The organism is Paenibacillus ottowii, assembly GCF_050516475.1.
Classification (GTDB): domain Bacteria; phylum Bacillota; class Bacilli; order Paenibacillales; family Paenibacillaceae; genus Paenibacillus; species Paenibacillus ottowii.
The window spans coordinates 2,405,746-2,427,415 of record NZ_CP191577.1; the positions used below are offsets into that span (position 1 = coordinate 2,405,746).

The window sequence follows — 21,670 nt, forward strand, 5'->3', positions numbered from 1 at the left end:
AACTATTGTTTAGGCATTCCTAGCAGCCTTATCTCTAGTCATTACTAGTGGAAAAGGCTGTTTTTTGCATGACTTGTGCATGGCTTTACCATGCTTCTATAGCACTCCGTCATCACCATACACAGCTCCTTTGCGAAGGCGGACATACAGCCTACCTCCTGGCAGCACCTCAAACAACAGCATCAGAAGAGAAAAGAATAACAGTGCAATGACCTCTTCTGCGACAATATAAACAGGGTATGGCCCCAAGACATCCAGTATCGACGGTGTCGACGGCTTTCCGGTCAGAAACATATAGTTGGCACCGAGAGCACGATCTACAATCCACACCATCAACGCCAAGCCATTGAGAAATAGCATAACTCCCCCTACGCTCTTCCACGTCGGTCGGAATCCAGCGATCCAGGTCATATATAGGGCGGCCAAAATAATAGCACTATGAGCTACGAAAAAATGGATAAAACGATAGTGCGGAAATGCATAAGCCAAATTAGGCGTGAGTACTGCTTGAATCGCTCCTCCAATTCCGGCAAATAGGATTATCGGATATAACCAGCGGCTGCGGAAAATAAGCATGAGGATAGACAACAGCAGTGTCACACTGCACAGTTCCAAGGGCAATGAGGTCTGAACATCCCAAATATGCTGCGCCACATACCATATATTCAATATCACCTCTGAAAGTATGAGGATCGTAATTAATAGCCAGCGAATTCCCTCACTTACAGGCTTATGCGACCCAATCCATCCCCGCGTCAGCCACAGCAGCAAAACGCATACAATAAGCCCCAACACAGCCAACCCATGCGACGGAGTAAAAGCCTCGAACCCTTCCGGCGCGTATGCATCCACCCAAGACCCTGACCCTAGCCAGTCCATAGGAAGCCCCCTTCGATCGATCTCTTTTTTTCTTCATACCTTATATCCTCCATTTTATACCAAATAGTTGAACATGTTCTAGCCCTCTTTCTTGCTTGTTCCATACCTTAACCTTTATGATAAAAGATATCATATTCAAAGGAGAACCCTCATGCCTATTAATCGCCGATTAATTACAGATCAGGATTTCAGCGAAGCACTGGAGCGTCATCTTCGTGTCCGGGTATTTCAAGATGACCAATTGATTGGCTCGGGCGGGAATATTATCCGTTTTGACGATCAGACCATCGTTGTGCAGTCCAGCGTCAGTGATCTGGCCTACCATTCCAGAAAACAATGTGAGTTTTTTGAAATTAAAAAATAGCCACCGCACACCGGAAAACGATGCTGCTTCGTTTTTCGGTGTACAGCGGCTAAGTTTAGTTGTTCTATTGGTGTGCATTATGTCTCATTTGACACTTGTAGTTATAGCTGCATTCCGCGTGTTTTCAGCATGAGTTTATTCGTAAGCACTTTCAAATCCTCGGAAGAAGATGAGATTTCCTGCATAATTGCCGTCTCCTCATGAGCAGCCTTATAAATTTTGTGAGCCCCCTCAGAGAACGCCCCTGACATTTGTTGAATACGATGAATCTGCTCAAAGGTTTGATCCACCCGATTCGTCTGCTCTGTTACGGCTTCTTCCATGGTGCGGATGCTTTCGACAAATTCACGTACAATGGCGTTCAAACGGTTCAGTGTCTGATCGACAGAGCTTGTCCGTTCCGCCTCAGCACTGACCAAGGACGTTTGCTGATGCATCAACTCCACGGTCTCTACGATTTGCGACTGTACACGGCTAACGATGGCATTAATTTGCTGTACAGATTCCGTACTTTGGGCGGCAAGTGCGCGGATTTGGTGCGCCACTACAGCAAAGCCGTTCCCTTCTTCTCCCGCACGCGCTGCTTCTATGGAAGCATTCAGCGCCAACAGATGGGTCTGTTCAGCAATATCCTTCACAGTGCTTGTAATCGCTTCAATTTGAGAAGCTTCTTTTTCCAGTCGTGCAATCACCTGCTGTGAACGGCTATGTGAAGCTGTCAGCTCACCCATTCCATCCATCAGGGATGAAAACACAGTCTGTGTCGAATCCACGGAATGCTCCATGTGGCCTGACAGTTCCAGCATATGCCCCGATTTGTTGCGCATCAATTTAAAATCGCCCAGCATTCGATCCGCTGTTTTAATAGATTGGGCAGATGCTTGCTTTTGCTGCTCCACGCCATTCAGAATATCTTCTACCACCGTAGACATGGACTCGATTTGCGCCGTAGCCTGCACAATAGCCAAGCTCAGATTTTCCGCACTTTGTGAAGTTGTTCTGGTGCTATACGAGATCTCATTGAACATATCTTTAATGTTCAGCATCAGATGCCGAAATGCATCGTACAACACTTTGATTTCATCATCAGAACGACGCTCTGGAATGACGACAGACAGGTTGCCTGCCGAAGCTTCCTCTGCCGCCTTAGCCAATCTAACAATTGGCCGTGTAAGTAATTTTGAGATCAACCAGCCCAAAATGCCACTCCACAGGACGCCCAATAACAAAATGATCGAAGTATACACCCATTCCTGTGTACCTTGAGCAAGCCAGTCCTTGAGTACAAAAATAAAAAAAGCGCTTGTTCCATAGGTTATTGCTGAAATTGAGACAAATGCAGTAACCATTTTCGTACCTAGTGACATCTTCATGTACTGTAGCCCACCCCAAAAAACTCAAATTTGATTCCATTTTACCATAAAATTGCTACATTTCTAGTAGTATTTTTCACAGACACCTATATTTATAAGCATAAAGATGCAGGTCCCTAAGTCCCCTGACCTAACTACAAAAACAATATGTTATTCAGACAGAAATTTGCGCCAAAAAAGCGGACGAATCGCGCTGCCGCTTACGTTGCAGGCTATTCGCCACATCTAAAACGCTCTATTGCTCCGCAATGCCATTTTCCATTATTGAGAATCATTGTTGTCTTCCTGCTCAACAATCGCCTTTTTAACCGCTTCAATTGTGTCTATTTGATGACTGTTTTTTTCCAGTACAGTAAACTCCCATAATCCGCTGGTCAGCTTGTCTCCTTGCCGGATATCAAAACGTTCTGAAAGCATCCAACCGCCAATCGTATATACGTCCCCGACCTCAATATCCGTCTCCAAGCGCCGATTGACTTCATGAATAAGCGCCTGTGATTTGAGTATGTAACGATGATCATCTTTTTTGGTAATGAGTGGTGTTAGCGCTGTAGGGATTTCGGTATCTGTATAAGAAGGAATGTCTCCCACAATCTCTTCCATAATGTCCTCCAGGGTGACAAGCCCAGAGGTACCACCATATTCATCCACCAGCACCGCTACTGGAATACGTCGTTTTTGCATCTGAATTAGCAGATCCCGAGCCTGAACCGTCTCGATCACCTGAAGCACTGGATGAATGTAAGATGCCATCGTTGTGTTCCCTGTGCTATGTCCACGGGCCAAATCATGCAGTGCTTCCTTCACGCGAATCATCCCGATAATACGGTCCCGGTCCCCATGTTCAGCAACAGGTAGAAAATTATAGACCTTGTCCTCGATCAGCTCCATAAACTCGGCTACCGTTGCCTGGTGAGAAATGGAACGAATGTGGATGCGCGGTACCATAATTTCCTGGGCTGCACGGTCGTCAAAATCAAATACATTGTTCAGATATCGATATTCCGTCGGCGTAATTTCACCACTACGAAAGCCTTCAGATAACGCCAGACGAAGCTCAGCTTCACTGAGTGCTGCATCTTCTTCAGATACCTTTTTCAGCCCAAAAAGACCCGTAATGACACGTGAAGAGCGACTGAGCACCCAGTTCAGAGGATACGTTATTTTATAGAACACTGTAATGGGACGGGCAAAAAACAATGCCATCGGTTCGGCAATTTGGATGGCAAATGTTTTGGGCACCAGTTCCCCAACGACCACCTCAAAATAGGTCAAAATCAGAAAAGCCAGCAAAAAGGAGAGTACCCCCGTTAATCCAGCCGGAATATGCGCCAACACAAACAGGGGATGCAGCAGCTTCTCAACTGTAGATTCCCCTAACCAGCCCAGCGCCATTGAAGTTAGTGTAGTTCCGAGCTGACAAGCGGATAAATACTCATCGAGCCGAGACAGAATATTTTTAACGGCTTTCGCGTTTTTATTGCCATCTGAGGCCAATTGATTGATACGGGATACCCGTACACGAATAATGGAATACTCCGAGGCCACAAAAAAAGCAGTTAAGGTGATAAGTAAAATAACTAGAATGATATTTATCGTTTCCATAGCCCTCTCTTGCCCCGTTGATGACGAGCAAGAAGCACCCCCTTTGACATTCATTTTTGGATGGAATCATCGTATGAATAATGATGCCCATAATCGTGTATTACCCAAAAATGACAAGGAATAGACTATGTATGACTTTGTTAACGAATCGCCAGCGGACTCTTTTGCACGATATCTATCCATTGATCAGCTATGAGCTGGTGCCCAACCGCTGTCGGATGAACCCCGTCATGCAGCCAATAGGAAGCGTCCGCCTTCGTAGCAGCTTCGTTCAACATGCTTTGGAGCGGCACAAATACGGCCCCATATTGGTCGGCAAGTTGACGTACAATACGCTGGTATCCCGTTATTTTTTCTTGCCAAATATCCCAGCGCGCCTCAGTAGCTCCCGTTTTCAAAATAAACGGCTCACACAATACCAGCCCTATATTAGGCATCACTTCACGTGTTTCCTCCAGCAGGTGGCTATAGGCTCGTTCAAATCGGTCCGTCACCCCGGATGGCTCCTGCTCCACGATCCGCCAGGCATCGTTCACTCCGATCAGAATACTGAGCAAGTCCGGCTGTAGACTAAACGTGTCTTCATTCCAACGTGCATACAAATCCGAAGCCCGATCCCCTGAAACTCCCCGATTCACAAATTCAGGCTGCGTTGCAGTCAAGCGGCTCCCAAGTGCCCCAGCGATCAGATACACATAGCTCTGCCCCAGCCAATGGTTGGCGTCCTCATTCCGTCCCCTTCCCCCATCTGTAATGGAATCTCCTTGAAAAAGAATACGTGTGTGTCCTGTACTCGACATTTTCCATGGTCCCCCTTCACAATTTCCAATAATACCCTTATCATACCTCGTATTCTCCAAATTGGAAAGCGGTTTCAGGGAATCCGGGAGCAAAGGCGATCGCCATCGCTCATTCCGCAACTTCTAGGAAAAATTCCATCCATTCTCACACCGCTCGGTACTTACACACCTCGCGAAAATTACAGCCTCCACATACCCTGCGTGAAGGCATGGGCGTAAAGAAAGACTCAGGCTTGGGGCGATTATAGTAATCGTCATCAAGGCAGGACTTCATTTCCTCGATGTAACGCCCTACATTGCTAACTACCTTGTCGATCTCCTCTGGTGTGGGGCGATATACTTCATGCTCTCCTGTCATCAGGTACTCCACGCGCACCTCAATCTTCTCCAACGGAAGCTGATAGTGCTCCTGAACATAGGAAGCATACAAAAATAACTGGTCGGAGAAGTCGCCTTCCTTACCTGTTTTCCAATCTACAATCACCATGTCTCCGTTGTCTCTGCGATAAAGCAAATCCATTTTGACATATACTTTCGTTTCATGTAGGAGCATCGTATCCCATTTTTCCACCTCAACGATTCGAGCCTGACCCTGTTGCAGTTCCCGCCAAACGGCGGTACGGTACAAATTGTGCACTACCGCGTGCTGTCGCTCCTTAATCCGGGCAATTCGTTCCGGAAGCACCTCGTCTCCGTAATAAATCTCTGCCAGCATGACGCGATTTTTGGGATCTTGCAGCCATAGCTCACGGTGTAATGATTCCTTGTAGCTATTATTCAGCATGTTCTTCATAGCTGTCTCCAGAAATGCGGGGCGCGGGATTGCCCCTTTTTCCATCCACCCGCGTATGACCGATTCACACATTTGGTGCGTAATATTTCCGAATAAAATATATAAGTTGCTCAGTTGCTTAAGCCGATACAACGTCACTTGCTCTTCAGTGCCCTGTGCCGAATTCCAGCCGTTATGCGAGCCGTAATAATGATAATAGTATTTGCGTAAGCACTCATCGAACGTTTGGGCCCTCGATTGTGAATAGGACCAGGACGGATATATTGCCATGACAGGCCCTCCTTCATTAGAACTTCCATCCCTCTATTATAACGCATCCCTAAGCTGTATCGGCTATAAAAACGACAAAAGACTTTAACCCATAGGTTAAAGTCTCCGACTGACTAGTTAGTACACCCGCTACGAGTCCGTTCAGCATTGATCAATTCACTTACATTAACCGCGCCATCCTCACGGACGTTGACTACAAGTACCGGAGTTCCCAACATTTCGCTGATCCACTCCTTGTAATCATCCACATGATCATTTGGAAGAATCGTCAAGATCACCCCGGCAAAGCCACCACCATGTACTCTGCATGCGCTGTCGTCAATTGATTTTAAATACATTTCCGTTAGGGCCAGTGCAACCGATACATCTTGTTCCCGATCAATCCCACTTCTATATACGTTCTGTAGCCATTTCCATGAAGAATTACCGGATTCAGTGACAAGCTTTAAAAAATCAGAAAAGCGCCCTTCCTCCAGCGATTTCACCTGCTCATCCACACGCTTATTTTCTTCAAAAAAATGCAAAGCACGAAGTACTGCCCGATCCCCAGCTTTTTCCCTGACCAACTTGAGATTGGCATACAGATCCTCAGGCGATAACTCACGGCAAACAGAAGCGCCTAAAGACTGGGCCACAGCACGCATTTCGTTCGGCACCGCTGCGTAATCATCTGTTAAATCAGCGTGATTTCCACCTGTATTTACAATAACCAGGGAATATCCGTTTTGCTCAAAATTCCAATGGACTGGTTTGATGATCGGTTCCTTCGGATTTTCAAAGTCGATGGAAATCAAGCCGCCATATGCGCAAGCCATCTGATCGAGCAGCCCTGAAGGCTTGTTCCAATAGACATTCTCCGCATACTGACCAATTTTGGATGTAGCAACAGTGTCTAACGCGCCCTCGTTATAAAAATGATTTAATATCGTGCATATCAGCATTTCAAACGAAGCGGAAGAGCTTAAACCTGAAGCAGAGAATACATTACTTGATATATAAGCTTGAAAGCCTCCGATGCGATACCCGAATTCAAGCAAACCTGCCGCAATGCCACGAACCAGCAACATCGTACCGTCGTCCTCCGGTTTTGGCGTCAAGTCGTTTAAATCAATGACGTATTTCGTTTGATAGCCTTCAGAATAGAATGTTATAACGGATTCCTCTACTTTAGCAGCCACAGCGATCGTATCAAGTGTAATACTGCCGGCCAGCACCTTTCCATGGTTGTGATCTGTATGATTCCCTCCAATTTCGCAGCGCCCTGGAGCACTAAACAATTCAATATTTCCTACACCAAAATGCTCCTGATACGCCTGTATAAGTGATTGATATCGAGAGGTTTGCTCGGAAATTTGTTGCCGGCCGTACATCCGTGCGAGAACAATCTGTCCCTCGCTTGAATTCAATAGCTCCATATCTTTCATCGTATATCCCCCTACTTGTATGTGTGCTTCCACTCGGAATGATGCTTTAATTATCTCAATTTTCCCTACGTAAAAGTATGGCACAATTTCAATCTGTAAGCGCTTATTTTAATCGCTTTACTGAGCATTTTACCAATATAACTAAAAAAGAACCAGCCCCCAATCGGGGCCGGTTCCAAGATGTGCTTAATTTCTTTTTAATCGCGTTTCAACACATATTCTCCAGCACTGTTACGAGTTACAGTGGCGCCTAGCGCCTCCGCAACAGATTTGAAAGGAACATACAATGTGCCATATTCATCCGTATATGGAGCTTGTGGCAACGTCAATGTGCTTCCTTCCAATACAGCCTGCTTGGAGCCACTTTTCAGCTTAATCGTTTTACCCGTAATATCATCAATTACTGTTGTTTGTTTGGCAGCTGCATCCCATTTTAATTCTGCGCTTAGTTCGCCTGTCAGTTCACGCAATGGGATGAAAGCCGTACCTTTACGATTCTCCAAGACATAGTAATCGTCTTTAGGATCGAAAGTGGTTTCTACTTTTGTAATTTCCAAATCATTTTTTAAAATATTGTAGATCGGAGAATTTGTTTCAAAGTTACGCAGCGTTGCTCCAGGTGTTAATTCAGCTTGGTTATTCAAGTCAATCACACCGTTAGAAATATCTACTTTATCGGCCGTTACACTACCGTTGACGTTCCAGGCTTGAGTCTCGGTCAGAACGGTAAAGGACTTCACTGGGAGGCCGTCGATGTCTGGCAATGCAACTGTCAGGTCTGACAGCGCTTTGCGAACATTTCCTTTTTCATCAAAATACATGTCGCTTTTCAGCACCGTGTTTGCACTCAGAACTGTTTTAATTTCAGGTGCCTGTGCATACATAGTGCTAACTCCTGCATCATACTGCGCCACAGCCAGATCCAAATACTTTTTAACCTCGGTATAAGCCTCGTTGACCAGTTTTTCCTTGTTTTCATTCAGTTCCGTTGTTACTTTATCACTACCCTCAATAGCCATACCGGAAGTGATCGTTTTAGTCACATCAATGGCTTGACTGATCAGTTCTTTCAAGCCTGCCTCGTCCTTGGCCAGATTTTCCAGAAACGGTTTTACCAATGCAACCAGTTCATCACCGCGCAGTTCTGCATGGAGACGAGTCAGTTTTACCTTGTCTTTTTCACCGTACACTTCTTCGGTTACAGACGTTGCAGAAATGGTCGAAGGGTTAGGAGCATGTTTGAGCATAAGTGCAGCCGCTGTTTTGGTCAGGGCTCTCACATCTTTGGAATATACATACGGATCAAACCCAGCAGGCAGACCGCTCAAACGCTCTTGCGAGTTTAAAGATATGTAATAAGGTTTTTTAGCACCTTCCAATTGAATAGCGATACCTTGGCGATCCAAAGCAAGCTCAAATGGCAGATTATACTTATCAATGTGCAATGTACCCTTGGCAGAAACAATTTCCTCCGACTGTACCTTGGCTTCATCTACAGTCACCGAAATCGAATTAAGCAAATTTATGATTTCCTGATCTCCTTGTGTGATTCCTTCTCTTGGAGTTAATTTAAGTGAAATCTTCTCCGTTGTTTGCTGGGATTTCACATCAAGTGTTCCCAATAAATTTTTACTTACATCAAATCCGCCTACTGCCTGGCAACCTGTCAAAGCTACCATTAACAGAATAAGAGGGACGGCAATCCATTTTTTTATATTCATATTAATCCCCTTTCAAAATATTTCCCTGATCCCTTCTATTATCTCAGTGTTAATACGCATTGTAAATGAGTAGAATGGAAAATAGAGCTAGTCATTTAGGATCAATTTTCAGCCTGAAGCATCCGGTAAGCCAGAAGTGCCATCTCCAGGCAACGGCGCTTATCAGGGTCTGTCAAATTTCCTTCTACAATTTCGTTGATTTTATCCAGCCGATTATAGAGGGTCTGCCTATGAATATACAGAATTCCGGCAGTATCACGCTTGGAGCCATGGCATTGAAAGTAGGCATCCAGCGTATCCAGAAGCTGCATATGGTGTTCACGATCATGTGCAATCAGCTCCCCCAAATGGTCTTGTACAAATTCTTGTAGAAAAGGAATACGAGGCACTGCTTTCAACAATTGATAGATTCCGATGGTGTCGTAAAATAGCTGATCCTTCATGACCGGGACGCTTCGCGCGACTTCAATGACCTGATAGGCCTCTTCAAAACTACGGTCCATCCCTGTCATGCGATGTCTCAGCTTGCCAAAACCTGCATGAATGCGCACTTTATCAAGCTGTCCTGCGGCATAGTTTTGAATATACTGGACCGTATGGGCCAGCACCTTTTTCATCTGTGCTGCGGAACGCAGCGTTAATTCCTCCTTGGCACAAAGGATGTAGCACTGACTTCCCTTCATCATTAACAAATTGTGCAACGCTTCTTTTTTCAACAGAGAACGAAGCAGCACTAATACATCCTGATTGATGGATTCCTTGCGCACCTGACTGGCGTCCTTGTCCTGATGCTCTACCTCAATGACCCCTGCCCAAAATAAATACCGTCCCTTCGTTAACAATCGCAGTCCCATCCGGGTCTGGGCCTGTTCTTCACTCGGAAGCTGGCCGTTCAACACATCCTGAATCAGTTCATTTTGATTACGCAGCAATCGGTCTTCAAGAAACTGTGTTCTCAGTACCAATGTAGCGGCCGCCTTGGCTGTGTAATCAATGAGCAGCGACATTTCTTCAGTCGGCATTTCACTATGCAGGACCACACCTACCGCAGAAAACACCTGACCGAAGCATACAACAGGCTGAAACAAGACAGCAGTGGATTCATTCAGGTGAAACAGCAGGTGCCCTTCCCGATCGGCCGTCATACTTGATTCCACTTCATTGGCGTAAAAATCTGCAATATGGTCTGCCACATCCGCCTGGACGGAGGGCACGAATCGATTGGTATCAATGGAGGACATGTAGATGACCTGCCGGGCAGCATAGTCATGAAGCACACGCAAGAGGGCGTTCATATCGGTGCTGCGCAGAGTTTCCTGCTGAAGCTGACGTGAAAATCGCTCCAGATCTTTTAACAGTTCATGATGTCGGTTAATAAGTAGGGAGTGAATATCTTGTGTAATTTCAACAAAACGCACCGGCTGCTCAAATACGATGACCGGGAAGTGATGCCGTTCCGCCAACTCCAGTATTTCCGAGGGAATCTCATGGATGCTCGTGCCGAGCTCTACACACAATCCTGCGGCTGCCGAGCGGATCAGTTGTTCCATATACTCGGCGCGTTCTTCCCCCTTCCGAGTTAGCCACAGACCGGTCGTCAAAATCAGGTCGTGACGGCTCACAAAGGGGGATACATTGGTGATTTCTAACACATGAACCCAGCCCACCCGACGATTCACGCCCTGTTCCCCAGCAGCCAGCTTCGCCCGCCGGAATACAGGACGTTCCAGCACATCCGCAATGGTAAATGTTTTTTTACCCTTCATCGGCATTCTCCTTATGTGTATGTTTTTATGTCATTTTATATGACATATATTCATCAAAAAGTCGAGCCTTTAAGTCAGATAATCCGACAAAATGTATGATGCCAAGGAGTTTACCCCCTTGTAAACTGTACCTAATCTAACATGAATTGCATTTATCGGCTTGAGTCCATGTAACTAATCGGTAAACTGCATACAAATGATAGTGCCATTTTTGATTTTGCAGCATAGCTGCCCTAAAAAGAATTATTTGCCGTGGGATAACAATTATTTTTTAGGAGAGGTGAACGAAATGAAAATCGGGATTCCAAAAGAGATTAAGAACAATGAAAATCGCGTCGCTCTGACACCCGCGGGGGCTGCTCAAATGATTCAACACGGACATCATGTGTTTGTAGAAAGCCGTGCAGGTGCTGAAAGCGGCTTTACAGACGGAGATTATGCCACTGCAGGGGCTACCCTTGTACAGCAAGCTGCAGATGTGTGGTCCCAGGCGGATCTGATTATCAAGGTAAAAGAACCGCTCCCCTCTGAATACGGGTATTTTCGACCAGGTTTGATTTTATTCACCTATCTGCATCTGGCTGCCGAGCCCCCACTCGCCCGGGCTTTAACAGACAACGGTGTAGCTGCCATTTCCTATGAGACTCTAGATGTTGAAGGAAGCCTGCCGCTGCTTACACCCATGAGCGAGGTTGCAGGCCGAATGGCTGTACAAATCGGAGCACAGCTGTTGGAAAAACCAAAGGGAGGTAAAGGCATCCTACTGGCGGGTGTGCCGGGGGTCAAACGCGGTAAAGTGACTATTATTGGCGGAGGGGTGGTCGGCACCAATGCGGCCAAGGTCGCCATCGGTCTCGGCGCAGATGTTACACTGATCGATCTGAGCCTGCCAAGACTGCGCCAGCTGGACGATATTTTTGGCAACCAGCTTCATACGCTGGTGTCGACCCCCTCTAACATTGCGGAAGCCGTAGCACAAAGCGATCTGCTGATCGGCGCTGTCCTGATCACCGGTGCCAAAGCCCCACGGCTCGTAACAGAGGCCATGGTGCAGACCATGCAACCCGGATCAGTGATTGTCGATGTCGCCATTGACCAAGGTGGCATTGTCGAGACGATTGACCATATCACGACACACGATCAGCCAACCTATGTAAAGCATGGCGTCATTCACTATGCAGTAGCGAACATGCCCGGTGCGGTGCCACAAACCTCCACGCTCGCTCTGACGAACGCGACGCTTCCTTATGCTCTCCAACTCGCGGATCTTGGCGTGCAAGAGGCGCTTCGCAGAAGCAAGCCGCTGCTTAGCGGTGCCAATGTCCTGAATGGACATATCACCTACGAAGCAGTCGCCCGTGATCTGGGGTATCCTTATGTTCCTGCGGAACAGGCATGGCAGACTAAAGCCTTGCAATAGAATCGAAGCAGCACAAAGAACCACACACTTTTTCCCACAGGGGTTGAAGTGTGTGGTTCTTTGTATGCTAACTGCATCTAACATATTTAACCGCATTTAGACGGCTTCTGACGAAAGGAACGCTTGGAGACGGCGATAAATATCTGTGATTTCTTCCAGCGACATGCGCACCAATCCACTAGACGAGGGTGCCACGAATTCATACATTTCAGGGATTAGCGGTTCAGGCTGGAATCCCCAATCTGCTTTGGATTTTTTACTATATTCGGTGTACACGCCTTTGCCGACAAAGCAAGCGACCTTCGGGCGATACTCCATTAGCTTCGCATGCAGCTTCAGACGTCCTTCGGCGTATTCCTCTCGGGTAATGTCCTCCACTCCCCTAGTGGGACGAGAGACAATGTTGGTAAAACCGTAGCCCAGCTTTAACAGCTCTCGATCTTCCGATGGATCGTACAAGCGAGGCGTCAAGCCAGCCCCCTCCAATATGCGCCAAAAGCGGTTGCGTGGATTCGCATAATGATGCCCTACCTCGCCTGATTTCAAGCTGGGATTAAAACCGATAAATACAACGGATAATCCATAGTCGAGATGATCATCTACCTCGTGAAGTTCAGTCTCTGGCTCTGTCATCGGCTCCCTCCTTCCTCAAACCATATCCAGCGGCTGCTTTCTCGTTGGCGACGGAAAAGCTTTGTCTATTTGTTCAAGTTGTTCAGGGGTGAGCCGAATGTTTGCTGCCGCTGCATTTTCTCGTACATGCGATTCTTGCACCGCCTTGGGGATTGCCCACACATCACCGTCCCGTATGACCCATGCGAGTGCAATTTGCGATGGTGTTACCCCATGGCTGGCAGCAATGTCCAACATAACGGGATGCTCCAGCAGCCCCCGCCGCAGGCGTCCACCTTGGGCTATCGGGCAATAGGCCATTACAGGTACCCCATGCGTACGGCTCCAGGGGAGCAGATCATATTCGATACCTCGTGAAGCTGCATGATACAGCACTTGGTTGACAGCACAGGCTTCGCCCCCACTCAGGCTCCATAGCTCCTCCATATCGGACTTGTCCAGATTGGACACGCCCCAGTTACGGATTTTGCCCTGCTCACGCAGCTTTTCCATGCCCTGTATTGTTTCTTCCAGTGGAATATTCCCGCGCCAATGCAGCAGGTACATGTCCACATACTCAGTTCCCATCCGGGTTAGGCTCGCTTCACAGGCTTGAGCCAATCCTTGGCGATCCGCGTGATGAGGGTAAGCTTTGCTGACGAGATATACATCGTCCCGGCGGCCCCGAATGGCCTCCCCGACGATCTCTTCTGCGCCGCCTTCCGCATACATTTCAGCCGTGTCCACCAGTGTCATCCCCAGCTCGAAGCCAAGTTGAAGCGCACGTACCTCCTCCTGCCGGAGCGAGGCTTTTTCACCCATATTCCACGTGCCCTGTCCGATGAGTGGTACTTCACGACCGTCCGTCCAGGTAATCGCACTTTTCTTATGTTGACTTTGACCCATATACATTCCCTCCTTAGGAGCTTGGTGTCACAGGCTTGTCAAATACATGACTCTGCGTCCAGTGCTGACCGCCATCCGAAGTGGTATACATGATTGGAGCCTTCTCTGAATCCGAGAAAATAGCCCAGCCTTCCTTGGCATTGGCCATCCCGATTTGCTGATTGCCATAACCATCAAAGCCTTGCTTGCCGTTATTCCACGTCTTGCCACCGTCATGGGTCCAACCAATCGTATTAGGCTTGTCGCACGGTGCACAGTAGCCTCCCATCAATGCGGTACTGCTGTTAACCGCATAGAGCATGCCTGGTGCTGTCCCTTCATTTTTAGGAACCTGGTTGTCTTGCTGGCTAACACCTGGTGCCGGGCCGCCGCCAGCGGTGGAATTTGCCAGTACAGTGCGCCAGCTTTGTCCACGATCAGCAGTATGCCAAAGCGAATACGATGTCTGATTCATCCCCGTGTCTCCAACCAGTTCAATCCATGCATTGCCCCGCTCTACCGAACGAATAGTTACTCCGTTTAGAGGTCCTTCGGATGTTCGCGACATGACGGTAGTCCAATTTTGGCCCCCGTTAACGGTATGTAAAATCTGGATCGAACCTTCTGTTTTCTGAGCTACCGCCCAGCCGTTTTGCCGATCATGGTAATACGGTTGCCCTACCGTGTGGTCAGGAACGGGGAGCGACGACCAGCTTTGCCCTCCATCTTTGGTATATTGGTTGCCACTGAATCCTTCTTTGGATGATACAAAGTGTAAAAATCCCGCCTGTCCTTGCTTAGGCACAGTCCCGACAGCTTCCCAACGCTTGCCGCCATCGGAAGTTGCCAGCAATGAACCGCTGTCTTCCACAACAGCCCAGGCCTGCTCTCCATTCAAGGCAAAAATCTGTTGGATTGTACCCTTGCCTTGATACTGCACATTCCAAGCCGAACCGACTGAGCCAGATGCAGCCGCGTCTGTTCGGGCAATCCATCCATTACCGCCGATCCAGCCGGATTGGCCGTCGATCAATCGCAATGCAGTAATATTGTCCATGCGTACCTTTGCTATATTAGCGCCTGTCGAAGCCTGTCCTCCTGTCTCCACTGGTTTGCCAGTGCTGGACGGGGTGGTGCTATTTTTACCGTCAGAAGCAGTCTGTTGTTCCGGTGTAGCTACAGTGGCTCCCGAACCATTGACTTGTGCTGATGCAGAATCCTTTGGTTTGTTCTGAGCCGATTGTCCTGTTTGTGAACCTGTTTCACAACCTGCTGCCACTATGGCTACGGCGAGCAAAAGCACCCAAACCGATGTTTTTTTCTTCATTTTTGTTCATCCCCTTATGTTGTTGATATACTTGCTGCGTGGGTCATGTATTCACAGCAAAGTATACTCTATGTATTACCCTACTGTATTGGTTTCACTCTTATGGTGAAAATACGATACTGTCTGAATAAGGATTATCGATATAGGATTACGAGTTTACAGGAACAAAGCCGCCCTTTTCGATAGCCTGCGTTCCTGTTTCGCTTTGCAGCCATTCGAGCAATCGTTGCATCGACGCACGTGGTTTCTCGCCTTCGCGTGTAACTACAAACAGTTGAGCTGTGAATGGATATTGTTTCGAACGAATATGTTCTTTGTCGGGCACCACTCCGTCAATAGATAAAAATTTGACCTCTTGACGATTATGCATCACATTTGCAAAATAATAAAATGAATAACCGAGCGCATTATGATCCTTGTTAAAATCAGCAACTGCATTAATCATTTCACCCATTATACCAATTCGGAGTTCCCGAGGCGGTTCAGCCATGTCATGGCCTTTCATCACTTTCTTCTGCATGTAGGTTTGGCTACCTGAGTTTTCCTCCCGCTGATAAGCAATGATCGGCTGATTCTTTCCCCCTACCTCACTCCAGTTACGAATAGATCCTTCATATATGCTGCGCACCTGCTCCGAAGAAAGTCCGGTAACCGGATTGCCTTTATGTACGAGAAAAATAAATGCATCCCACCCGATGGGTGTGAGCTTCATTTGAATTCCTCGACTTTTCGCCAGACGCAATTCTTCATCGGATGGACCCGTCACCAGAATGAGATCCGCCTTCTTTTCAATCAGATTGACATAAGCCTGATGTGTTGTGTTGAATTTCAGTTCGTGGGCTGCACGAACCCTGCTCATCCCGGTCAATTCATGCAGCATATCCTGCGCGAATGGAATGGCCGCTGTAGCTCCATCTACTACCGGAAAATCCCTCTCCGCAATGTACGGACGTTGAGGAAGCATAATCGTAATCATGAGTACAATGATGAGCGCAGCAGATACTGCAGCTACAACCCATTGCCATCTATGATCCACCTTGCCGTGCTTGTCGGTCACCGCAGGATAACGGTCTACCCCAACCCCGACTACCATGCCAGCTATGGGTAGCAGTGCAGTCAGCAAAAACCAAATTCCACTACGCTGTGTGTATAAACCCAATACCTCCAGTACAGGTTCCGCCCAAGCGTGATAGAGTGAAAAAAGCTCCCACGCTCCCCCAGACATTTCGGCAAGTTGGCCACCAGATCCTTGTATTCCGATAATCCACAACCACAGCCCGCATAATAATGATGCTAGCCCTGTCAGCATCAGCGGAAGCTTATGCATGCTGGACATACGCGCACTCAAAGCACCATAAGCCGCAAAAATGAGACCAACCAGCCATGCATATAGCAGCAATACTACAATCACAGTTATATCTGTCACACCTTCGTGCCTCAGCAAATACTGTACCTGAGGTGCTACAAGCAGACTCCAAATAACATTAAACATGACTGAAAACAATCCAAACATAAACGTGCCGACCAGCCATGGCCAAAACCATGCGATCCGCACAGAATTGCCCTCTTCTGGCTTGCTTATAACTCCCTTTGGTTCAGACATGTACATCCCCCTATAATCTTATAAATGAAAATGAGCCTGTCAGCCATTGCTTCTTCATTGTACAATTATGGTAAAGATTAGTATACGAAAGGATGGTAAAAATGTCCTTAACCGATCAGCCAAACCATACATCAGATGCTACATTGCTCCAAAAAGCACACGATGATCTATGGCATTCCCTACAGCCCCTTCCCAGCGACGAAGCACTCAAGCTACTTCACAGCTTTGCAACACAGGTAGCGTTCTATCATGAGAAAAAGGACAAGGAGGAGGACTTTAAAAGTTACCTCAGAACCCCCCTGCCCTATATAGCAATAGCCATTGGTATATCACTGCCAACCGCCATGTGGCTTCTGATCTTGTTCTTACCCTAATATGTATAACCCAAAAAGCCTCTCCCGCGGGAAAGGCCTTTTTGGTATCGAATCTTCTTTATATTGCTCTGGCATGGATCAAAAAACGATGTTGCTTCACGTCCCAGTACCCATCACGTTTAATATCCAAATACAGACCATACAGTTGTTCTATATATTTCTCTAGCTGGAAGTCTGCAATCTGCCATTCAATTACTTTTAAGTAATAGACAATCGCTCCAATATCGTAAAATCGCTGTGTCGGAAACTGTTCCCGCTGCTCTACGATTTCAAAACCATTGCTTTTCAAACCTGCAAGTGCTTTAGAAAGAGTCCAGTCCGCATACATGTAATCAGGCGCTCCCAATCGTGCGTTAATGCCTGCACAATCCAGACCTCCCGTCTGTTGAGTCAAAAACGTACCTCCTGGACGCATAATACGGCGCACTTCCGCTGGCGAAAATGACTCATGCTTGTTCAGCACAAGATCGAACCCGGCCTCGCCAAACGGAAGGGAGTCGTCATCATGTATAGCCATCACGCGCACACCCAGCGGCTCCAATCTTTCCTTGGCGATAGGAACGTTTGGTGCATATGCCTCTGTCGCACAAGCGATCTCTGGAAAAGGGCGTAACCGCGACAAAAGCTCTCCCCCGCCTGTGCCCATATCCAGCATCGCTTTGGAGGAATGGATCAATGCCAAAGCCTTGCTGGTATAAGACCAGTCCAAAGGCTCGCTCGCCACTCGTCCCGTATCCGAAATGAATGAAAAATCCCATCCGGAAAATGGCTGCCTATGATGCTCCAACAACTGTAGAAATTCACGATCTTCTGTATATTTCATATTTTTTGCTCCTCCACTATTGGACTGTACATAATTGAACTCTTCTCTTTATATGTTCTACGTTATATCTCTCTGTGCCTTTATGATGTCAGCCCTGATGTGGAGGAGCTCTTGCTCGTCGATAAGGTTGTTATATATCGTGTCCGAACCATCCCATGTTCATCTACCTCCGTCCATATGCTATCCAAACCAGATCATGTCCTTCGTTAGAGCTTAAGGAACTGCTGGTAAAGCCTTGGCAAGCTCCGGTGTCATATCGTTTGGAGTAAAATAGTAATAGCCTGTGTGGGGATCTGAACTAAATAAAGGTTTGATCTTGACCTGAACCAGGTAAGTGCCTTTCGCCATATTTGGAGTATAGCTATTAGATCTACGCTTTTCCAGTACAGTGCTCCACAGCTTCGGATCTTCAATCGTTATTGCTTTGTGCTTCTGTTGGATGCTTTTAAATAGTTTATAGTCTTCAATATACTGATTGGGTTGATAAGGCTCAAGCTCTTCAGAAATAATAGGAACAGCCCGTATCGAAAAAATATCCTTGGAACTAATGGTCACCTTATCCGCATACCCCTTTTGCTCTAGCCAACCTGTAAGCTTGTGGTAGGAAGCCGGCCAATTAAATGAAATTTCACGCTGCCATCTCGGTTCGTTATGGGTAGAAGATGATTCTTTATTTGTAATAGAAATACTCCCCAATGGATATTCCTCTGATTGCATTTCGCTATAACTCATATTTAATACTTCTTCTCTGAGTATATCTTTAAATTCACGAGTTTCTTTTGGATTGGTTAAAACCACTCGTCTTTCATTATCATCTACGGATTGGATATTAATCGTCTCCGCTTTTTCTTGTAGCTTATCCAGCTTGTATCTTACCGTTTTATAAGGCTCAGCTTCCATCACTTTAGCCAGCTCTGTCCGGAAAGGCTTCTCCGGGAATGTATAACGCCGAGTCATGGTGGAACCATCATCCAAACGGTAGACTATGAATGCCGATTCGACGGCCAGGTTTTTGGACAATGTTTTCTCGCCAGCTGCATGTGCACGTACGAGTTCACGATGTAAATTCAGCACAGAGGCGATATAGGCCCTGTCTTGGGAGTAATAAGCTTCTGTCTGTGCATCTCCCCCTAGAGGTTCCTCTCGTCCGACATAAACTTTTTCTACGGAGTGTGCTGTTGGAATCCGCCCCTCATAACCCAACCAACCTGATATCGGGATATATAGTACCAGCCCCATGATCACACCGTACACGACCATTTCCACCAAAGCTCGAACACGCACAATTTGCCACGTCTTGCGGATGACCATTTCTACAACGATATAGCCTAGAACAGCCCCAAGTGCATACCCAAAAATCGACCAATTTGCTGCTCCTCTTGTACCTGCATTATAAAAATAATCGCCTAGTATAAGCATGGCGCATAATGTGACTCCTGCCTTGAACAAAGGCTGTAAGAAAGGAAATGCTATGGCCTGAGTCGCCTTCTCGACCAAGCGTTTACGATACAAACCATAACTCAAGGCAACAAACAACAGAGAGACACCTAAATAGGCAAGTAGCTCCATGTAGGAAAAGGCACGCTGCGGCAAGTTGTCCATAATGCGTACAAACGGCGATAAGTTTTCCCAAACATTATTATTGCTGCGAAACTCCGAGCCGTTAATATATTGAACAACGGTTTCTCGCACCCGCACATATCCGTATAAATTACGTTCCAGAAAACGCCCTATCATCATGAATAGAAACTGAGGCAATAGGAGCAAAACATACACTACTACGGTCTGTAGCAACGATTGTCCCACGCAAATCCCTACAAACACCGTAAAAGTAAATAGGAAAATCGTAAGGACGGACACGACCAAAGCCCACGATCCAACGTCATTAATTTGAAAAATATAAGGCAGTTCGACTGACGTGTTAACCCAAGCGGTTACTCCCGCAGTCAGCCATACAGGTACAAGTAAAAGAATAAGACCGCTAATTACATGTGATGTTAATAAATGCTCTCTACGCAAAGGTAGGCTGTGATACAAATCGGATGGCCCCTGTCGCTGAACAAAACGAAGCAGCATCACACCTGCCAGCACGGGTACGGTCATTAAAATTAATTTTTGCAATTCATTACCCGAGTTAGTGCTATCGAACAAGCTTTTTAAAACCACTCGTGGCTGTTCATCACCAATGCTCATAAACAATGGCAGCAGTACTGTAAACAGTAATCCTACCAAGTACAATAGACCGATCCAGCCATGCTGTCTCAGGCATTGGCGAATTACGCCGCCGCTACAGAAGAATCGGTTGGATGTCATAACCTGCGTCCTCCATTTCATAAATGAAAATTTCCTCTAGCGTCAGCGGCAGCAAATCGAATACATGCGGCTCATACGCTTCAATCGTCTCGGTAATCCGCTCTCGCTCACCCCGGATAATAAGCAGCAGAACACTGCCCCTTCGCTCCTTATGTACGACCGAAAGTTGACCACAGACAGCTTCCTCATGCATGCTGTCCCGGAAAGCAACCTGCACCTTATGCGTATCAGATTTGAGGTCGTCAACCTCTTTTTCCAGCAGCATCCGTCCTTGGTGCATAATGCCGACATGATCACACATATCTTCAATCTCACGCAAATTATGAGATGAGATTACGACAGTCATCTCACGTGCAGCGGTTTCTTGGAACAAGAGATTTTTGATCATTCTACGCATCACCGGGTCCAGACCGTCAATGGGTTCATCCAAAACCAGCAGCTCAGGCATACAGCTCAAGGCAAGCAAAAAAGCAGCTTGACGCTTCATCCCCTTGGAAAAACGGTGAAGCTTGCGCTTCGGGTCCAGCTTGAAAATATCTGTAAGCTGTTTGTAACGTTCCTCACTCCAACTTGGATAAATGGAGCGGTAGAACCTGGCCATCTGACGAATTGTCGCTTGCGGGAAGAAATAGGGGGTATCCGGCAAAAACAGAATGTGCTGCTTGACTTCAGGCTGCTCATATACCGGCTGTCCCCCGATTAACACCTTGCCAGCATCGGGTCGATAAATTCCGGCAATGATTTTGAGCAAGGTTGTTTTCCCTGCCCCATTCGAGCCCAGTAGTCCAAAAATGGAGCCCTTCTTTACCGTAAGGGCTAGCTGATCAACAGCTTTTTCTTCTGTAAATGTCTTTGTGACTTCCCTTAATTCAATCAAGGGACATCCCCCTTTCCTTTGTTTGCATAGCTTCCACGTATATGTCGTCCACTTCCTGCTGTGTAAAACCGAAATGGACAGCTTCGATCATCTGTTTTAACAATGCCGCCCGGATCTCATCTCGCTTTATTTGTTGCGGCTGCTGCTGGGTAGGCGTGACAAAGCTGCCTTTGCCTTGAACGGAATAGATATATCCTTCACGTTCCAGCTCGCGATACGCCTTCTGAATCGTATTCGGATTCACCGTAAGTTGAGCGGACAACGCCCGTACAGAAGGCAATTGCTCATCCGGCTGAAGCGATCCGTACACGACCATTTCCTTGACCTTTTCCATAAGCTGTTCATAGATCGGCTTACGGCTGCGGATATCCAGCTCGAACATGGACTTCCTCCTTTCAACACTGACTCAAATTCAATTTATATAGGTTCAACTGTTCTAAC

The 21,670-nt window shown here is 46.9% G+C and carries 19 protein-coding genes; 3 read left to right on the plus strand and 16 right to left on the minus strand.

Annotated features, from left to right (window positions below; translation table 11 throughout):
- Nucleotides 1-96: 96 nt before the first annotated feature.
- Complete coding sequence (locus tag ACQQ6X_RS11540; RefSeq protein WP_305165426.1) at nucleotides 97-879, minus strand: TIGR02206 family membrane protein; 783 nt, start codon at nucleotides 877-879, stop codon at nucleotides 97-99.
- 151 nt (nucleotides 880-1,030) lie between these two features.
- On the opposite strand from ACQQ6X_RS11540, the gene ACQQ6X_RS11545 reads away from it, so the two are divergent.
- Entirely contained in the window at nucleotides 1,031-1,243 is a 213-nt protein-coding gene (locus ACQQ6X_RS11545) for a hypothetical protein (RefSeq protein ID WP_305165427.1), read from the plus strand.
- 101 nt (nucleotides 1,244-1,344) lie between these two features.
- Here ACQQ6X_RS11545 and ACQQ6X_RS11550 read toward each other — a convergent pair whose 3' ends face one another.
- The 7 genes from ACQQ6X_RS11550 to ACQQ6X_RS11580 form a co-directional block, all read right to left on the minus strand.
- Nucleotides 1,345-2,616 carry a methyl-accepting chemotaxis protein gene (locus tag ACQQ6X_RS11550; protein WP_305165428.1) on the minus strand — a complete coding sequence of 424 codons (1,272 nt, stop codon included), beginning with the start codon at nucleotides 2,614-2,616 and terminating at the stop codon, nucleotides 1,345-1,347.
- Nucleotides 2,617-2,877: 261 nt separating this feature from the next.
- Entirely contained in the window at nucleotides 2,878-4,221 is a 1,344-nt protein-coding gene (locus ACQQ6X_RS11555; protein WP_305165429.1) for a hemolysin family protein, read from the minus strand.
- A 140-nt stretch (nucleotides 4,222-4,361) separates the two neighbouring features.
- The gene (locus tag ACQQ6X_RS11560; RefSeq protein ID WP_305165430.1) at nucleotides 4,362-5,021 is read right to left on the minus strand and encodes an SGNH/GDSL hydrolase family protein; all 660 of its coding nucleotides are present in this window, start codon (nucleotides 5,019-5,021) and stop codon (nucleotides 4,362-4,364) included.
- A gap of 145 nt (nucleotides 5,022-5,166) precedes the next feature.
- Complete coding sequence (locus tag ACQQ6X_RS11565; RefSeq protein ID WP_305165431.1) at nucleotides 5,167-6,084, minus strand: RecB family exonuclease; 918 nt, start codon at nucleotides 6,082-6,084, stop codon at nucleotides 5,167-5,169.
- A gap of 113 nt (nucleotides 6,085-6,197) precedes the next feature.
- Nucleotides 6,198-7,508, minus strand: coding sequence for a galactokinase (locus tag ACQQ6X_RS11570; protein WP_305165432.1), 1,311 nt, complete (start codon nucleotides 7,506-7,508; stop codon nucleotides 6,198-6,200).
- A gap of 197 nt (nucleotides 7,509-7,705) precedes the next feature.
- Entirely contained in the window at nucleotides 7,706-9,229 is a 1,524-nt protein-coding gene (locus tag ACQQ6X_RS11575; RefSeq protein ID WP_305165433.1) for a copper amine oxidase N-terminal domain-containing protein, read from the minus strand.
- Nucleotides 9,230-9,330: 101 nt separating this feature from the next.
- Complete coding sequence (locus tag ACQQ6X_RS11580; RefSeq protein ID WP_305165434.1) at nucleotides 9,331-10,995, minus strand: PucR family transcriptional regulator; 1,665 nt, start codon at nucleotides 10,993-10,995, stop codon at nucleotides 9,331-9,333.
- Nucleotides 10,996-11,284: 289 nt separating this feature from the next.
- Here ACQQ6X_RS11580 and ald point away from each other — a divergent pair, with 289 nt between their 5' ends.
- A complete protein-coding gene (gene ald / locus ACQQ6X_RS11585; RefSeq protein WP_305165435.1) occupies nucleotides 11,285-12,415 on the plus strand; it encodes an alanine dehydrogenase in 1,131 nt (376 codons plus the stop codon).
- Nucleotides 12,416-12,511: 96 nt separating this feature from the next.
- Here ald and ACQQ6X_RS11590 read toward each other — a convergent pair whose 3' ends face one another.
- From ACQQ6X_RS11590 to ACQQ6X_RS11605, 4 genes are all read right to left on the minus strand, one after another.
- A complete protein-coding gene (locus ACQQ6X_RS11590; protein WP_305165436.1) occupies nucleotides 12,512-13,048 on the minus strand; it encodes a mismatch-specific DNA-glycosylase in 537 nt (178 codons plus the stop codon).
- 15 nt (nucleotides 13,049-13,063) lie between these two features.
- Entirely contained in the window at nucleotides 13,064-13,933 is an 870-nt protein-coding gene (locus ACQQ6X_RS11595; RefSeq protein ID WP_305165437.1) for an aldo/keto reductase, read from the minus strand.
- Nucleotides 13,934-13,946: 13 nt separating this feature from the next.
- Nucleotides 13,947-15,239, minus strand: a complete 1,293-nt coding sequence (locus tag ACQQ6X_RS11600) for a hypothetical protein (protein WP_305165438.1) — start codon at nucleotides 15,237-15,239, stop codon at nucleotides 13,947-13,949.
- A gap of 148 nt (nucleotides 15,240-15,387) precedes the next feature.
- The gene (locus ACQQ6X_RS11605; protein ID WP_305165439.1) at nucleotides 15,388-16,842 is read right to left on the minus strand and encodes a PstS family phosphate ABC transporter substrate-binding protein; all 1,455 of its coding nucleotides are present in this window, start codon (nucleotides 16,840-16,842) and stop codon (nucleotides 15,388-15,390) included.
- Nucleotides 16,843-16,943: 101 nt separating this feature from the next.
- On the opposite strand from ACQQ6X_RS11605, the gene ACQQ6X_RS11610 reads away from it, so the two are divergent.
- A complete protein-coding gene (locus tag ACQQ6X_RS11610) occupies nucleotides 16,944-17,216 on the plus strand; it encodes a hypothetical protein (RefSeq protein ID WP_305165440.1) in 273 nt (90 codons plus the stop codon).
- 58 nt (nucleotides 17,217-17,274) lie between these two features.
- Here the strand turns inward: ACQQ6X_RS11610 and ACQQ6X_RS11615 are convergent, their stop codons facing one another.
- The 4 genes from ACQQ6X_RS11615 to ACQQ6X_RS11630 form a co-directional block, all read right to left on the minus strand.
- Complete coding sequence (locus ACQQ6X_RS11615) at nucleotides 17,275-18,039, minus strand: class I SAM-dependent methyltransferase (RefSeq protein ID WP_305165441.1); 765 nt, start codon at nucleotides 18,037-18,039, stop codon at nucleotides 17,275-17,277.
- Between the two features lie 213 nt (nucleotides 18,040-18,252).
- A complete protein-coding gene (locus ACQQ6X_RS11620; protein ID WP_305165442.1) occupies nucleotides 18,253-20,352 on the minus strand; it encodes a DUF6449 domain-containing protein in 2,100 nt (699 codons plus the stop codon).
- Nucleotides 20,327-21,229 (minus strand): ABC transporter ATP-binding protein, encoded by a 903-nt coding sequence (locus ACQQ6X_RS11625; RefSeq protein WP_142611555.1) that lies wholly within the window; start codon nucleotides 21,227-21,229, stop codon nucleotides 20,327-20,329. Before ACQQ6X_RS11625 ends, ACQQ6X_RS11620 begins: the two co-directional genes overlap by 26 nt.
- On the minus strand, nucleotides 21,222-21,611 hold the full coding sequence (locus ACQQ6X_RS11630; RefSeq protein WP_305165443.1) for a GntR family transcriptional regulator: 390 nt from the start codon (nucleotides 21,609-21,611) through the stop codon (nucleotides 21,222-21,224). Before ACQQ6X_RS11630 ends, ACQQ6X_RS11625 begins: the two co-directional genes overlap by 8 nt.
- Nucleotides 21,612-21,670: the final 59 nt, after the last annotated feature.

Coding starts and splice junctions, on each gene's coding strand:
- ald (WP_305165435.1), top strand. CDS start 11,285: ATGAAAATCGGGATTCCAAAAGAGATTAAGAACAATGAAAATCGCGTC.
- ACQQ6X_RS11590 (WP_305165436.1), bottom strand. CDS start 13,048: ATGACAGAGCCAGAGACTGAACTTCACGAGGTAGATGATCATCTCGAC.
- ACQQ6X_RS11615 (WP_305165441.1), bottom strand. CDS start 18,039: ATGAAATATACAGAAGATCGTGAATTTCTACAGTTGTTGGAGCATCAT.
- ACQQ6X_RS11560 (WP_305165430.1), bottom strand. CDS start 5,021: ATGTCGAGTACAGGACACACACGTATTCTTTTTCAAGGAGATTCCATT.
- ACQQ6X_RS11550 (WP_305165428.1), bottom strand. CDS start 2,616: ATGAAGATGTCACTAGGTACGAAAATGGTTACTGCATTTGTCTCAATT.
- ACQQ6X_RS11605 (WP_305165439.1), bottom strand. CDS start 16,842: ATGTCTGAACCAAAGGGAGTTATAAGCAAGCCAGAAGAGGGCAATTCT.
- ACQQ6X_RS11545 (WP_305165427.1), top strand. CDS start 1,031: ATGCCTATTAATCGCCGATTAATTACAGATCAGGATTTCAGCGAAGCA.
- ACQQ6X_RS11610 (WP_305165440.1), top strand. CDS start 16,944: ATGTCCTTAACCGATCAGCCAAACCATACATCAGATGCTACATTGCTC.
- ACQQ6X_RS11600 (WP_305165438.1), bottom strand. CDS start 15,239: ATGAAGAAAAAAACATCGGTTTGGGTGCTTTTGCTCGCCGTAGCCATA.
- ACQQ6X_RS11575 (WP_305165433.1), bottom strand. CDS start 9,229: ATGAATATAAAAAAATGGATTGCCGTCCCTCTTATTCTGTTAATGGTA.
- ACQQ6X_RS11620 (WP_305165442.1), bottom strand. CDS start 20,352: ATGACATCCAACCGATTCTTCTGTAGCGGCGGCGTAATTCGCCAATGC.
- ACQQ6X_RS11595 (WP_305165437.1), bottom strand. CDS start 13,933: ATGGGTCAAAGTCAACATAAGAAAAGTGCGATTACCTGGACGGACGGT.
- ACQQ6X_RS11555 (WP_305165429.1), bottom strand. CDS start 4,221: ATGGAAACGATAAATATCATTCTAGTTATTTTACTTATCACCTTAACT.
- ACQQ6X_RS11580 (WP_305165434.1), bottom strand. CDS start 10,995: ATGAAGGGTAAAAAAACATTTACCATTGCGGATGTGCTGGAACGTCCT.
- ACQQ6X_RS11630 (WP_305165443.1), bottom strand. CDS start 21,611: ATGTTCGAGCTGGATATCCGCAGCCGTAAGCCGATCTATGAACAGCTT.
- ACQQ6X_RS11570 (WP_305165432.1), bottom strand. CDS start 7,508: ATGAAAGATATGGAGCTATTGAATTCAAGCGAGGGACAGATTGTTCTC.
- ACQQ6X_RS11540 (WP_305165426.1), bottom strand. CDS start 879: ATGGACTGGCTAGGGTCAGGGTCTTGGGTGGATGCATACGCGCCGGAA.
- ACQQ6X_RS11565 (WP_305165431.1), bottom strand. CDS start 6,084: ATGGCAATATATCCGTCCTGGTCCTATTCACAATCGAGGGCCCAAACG.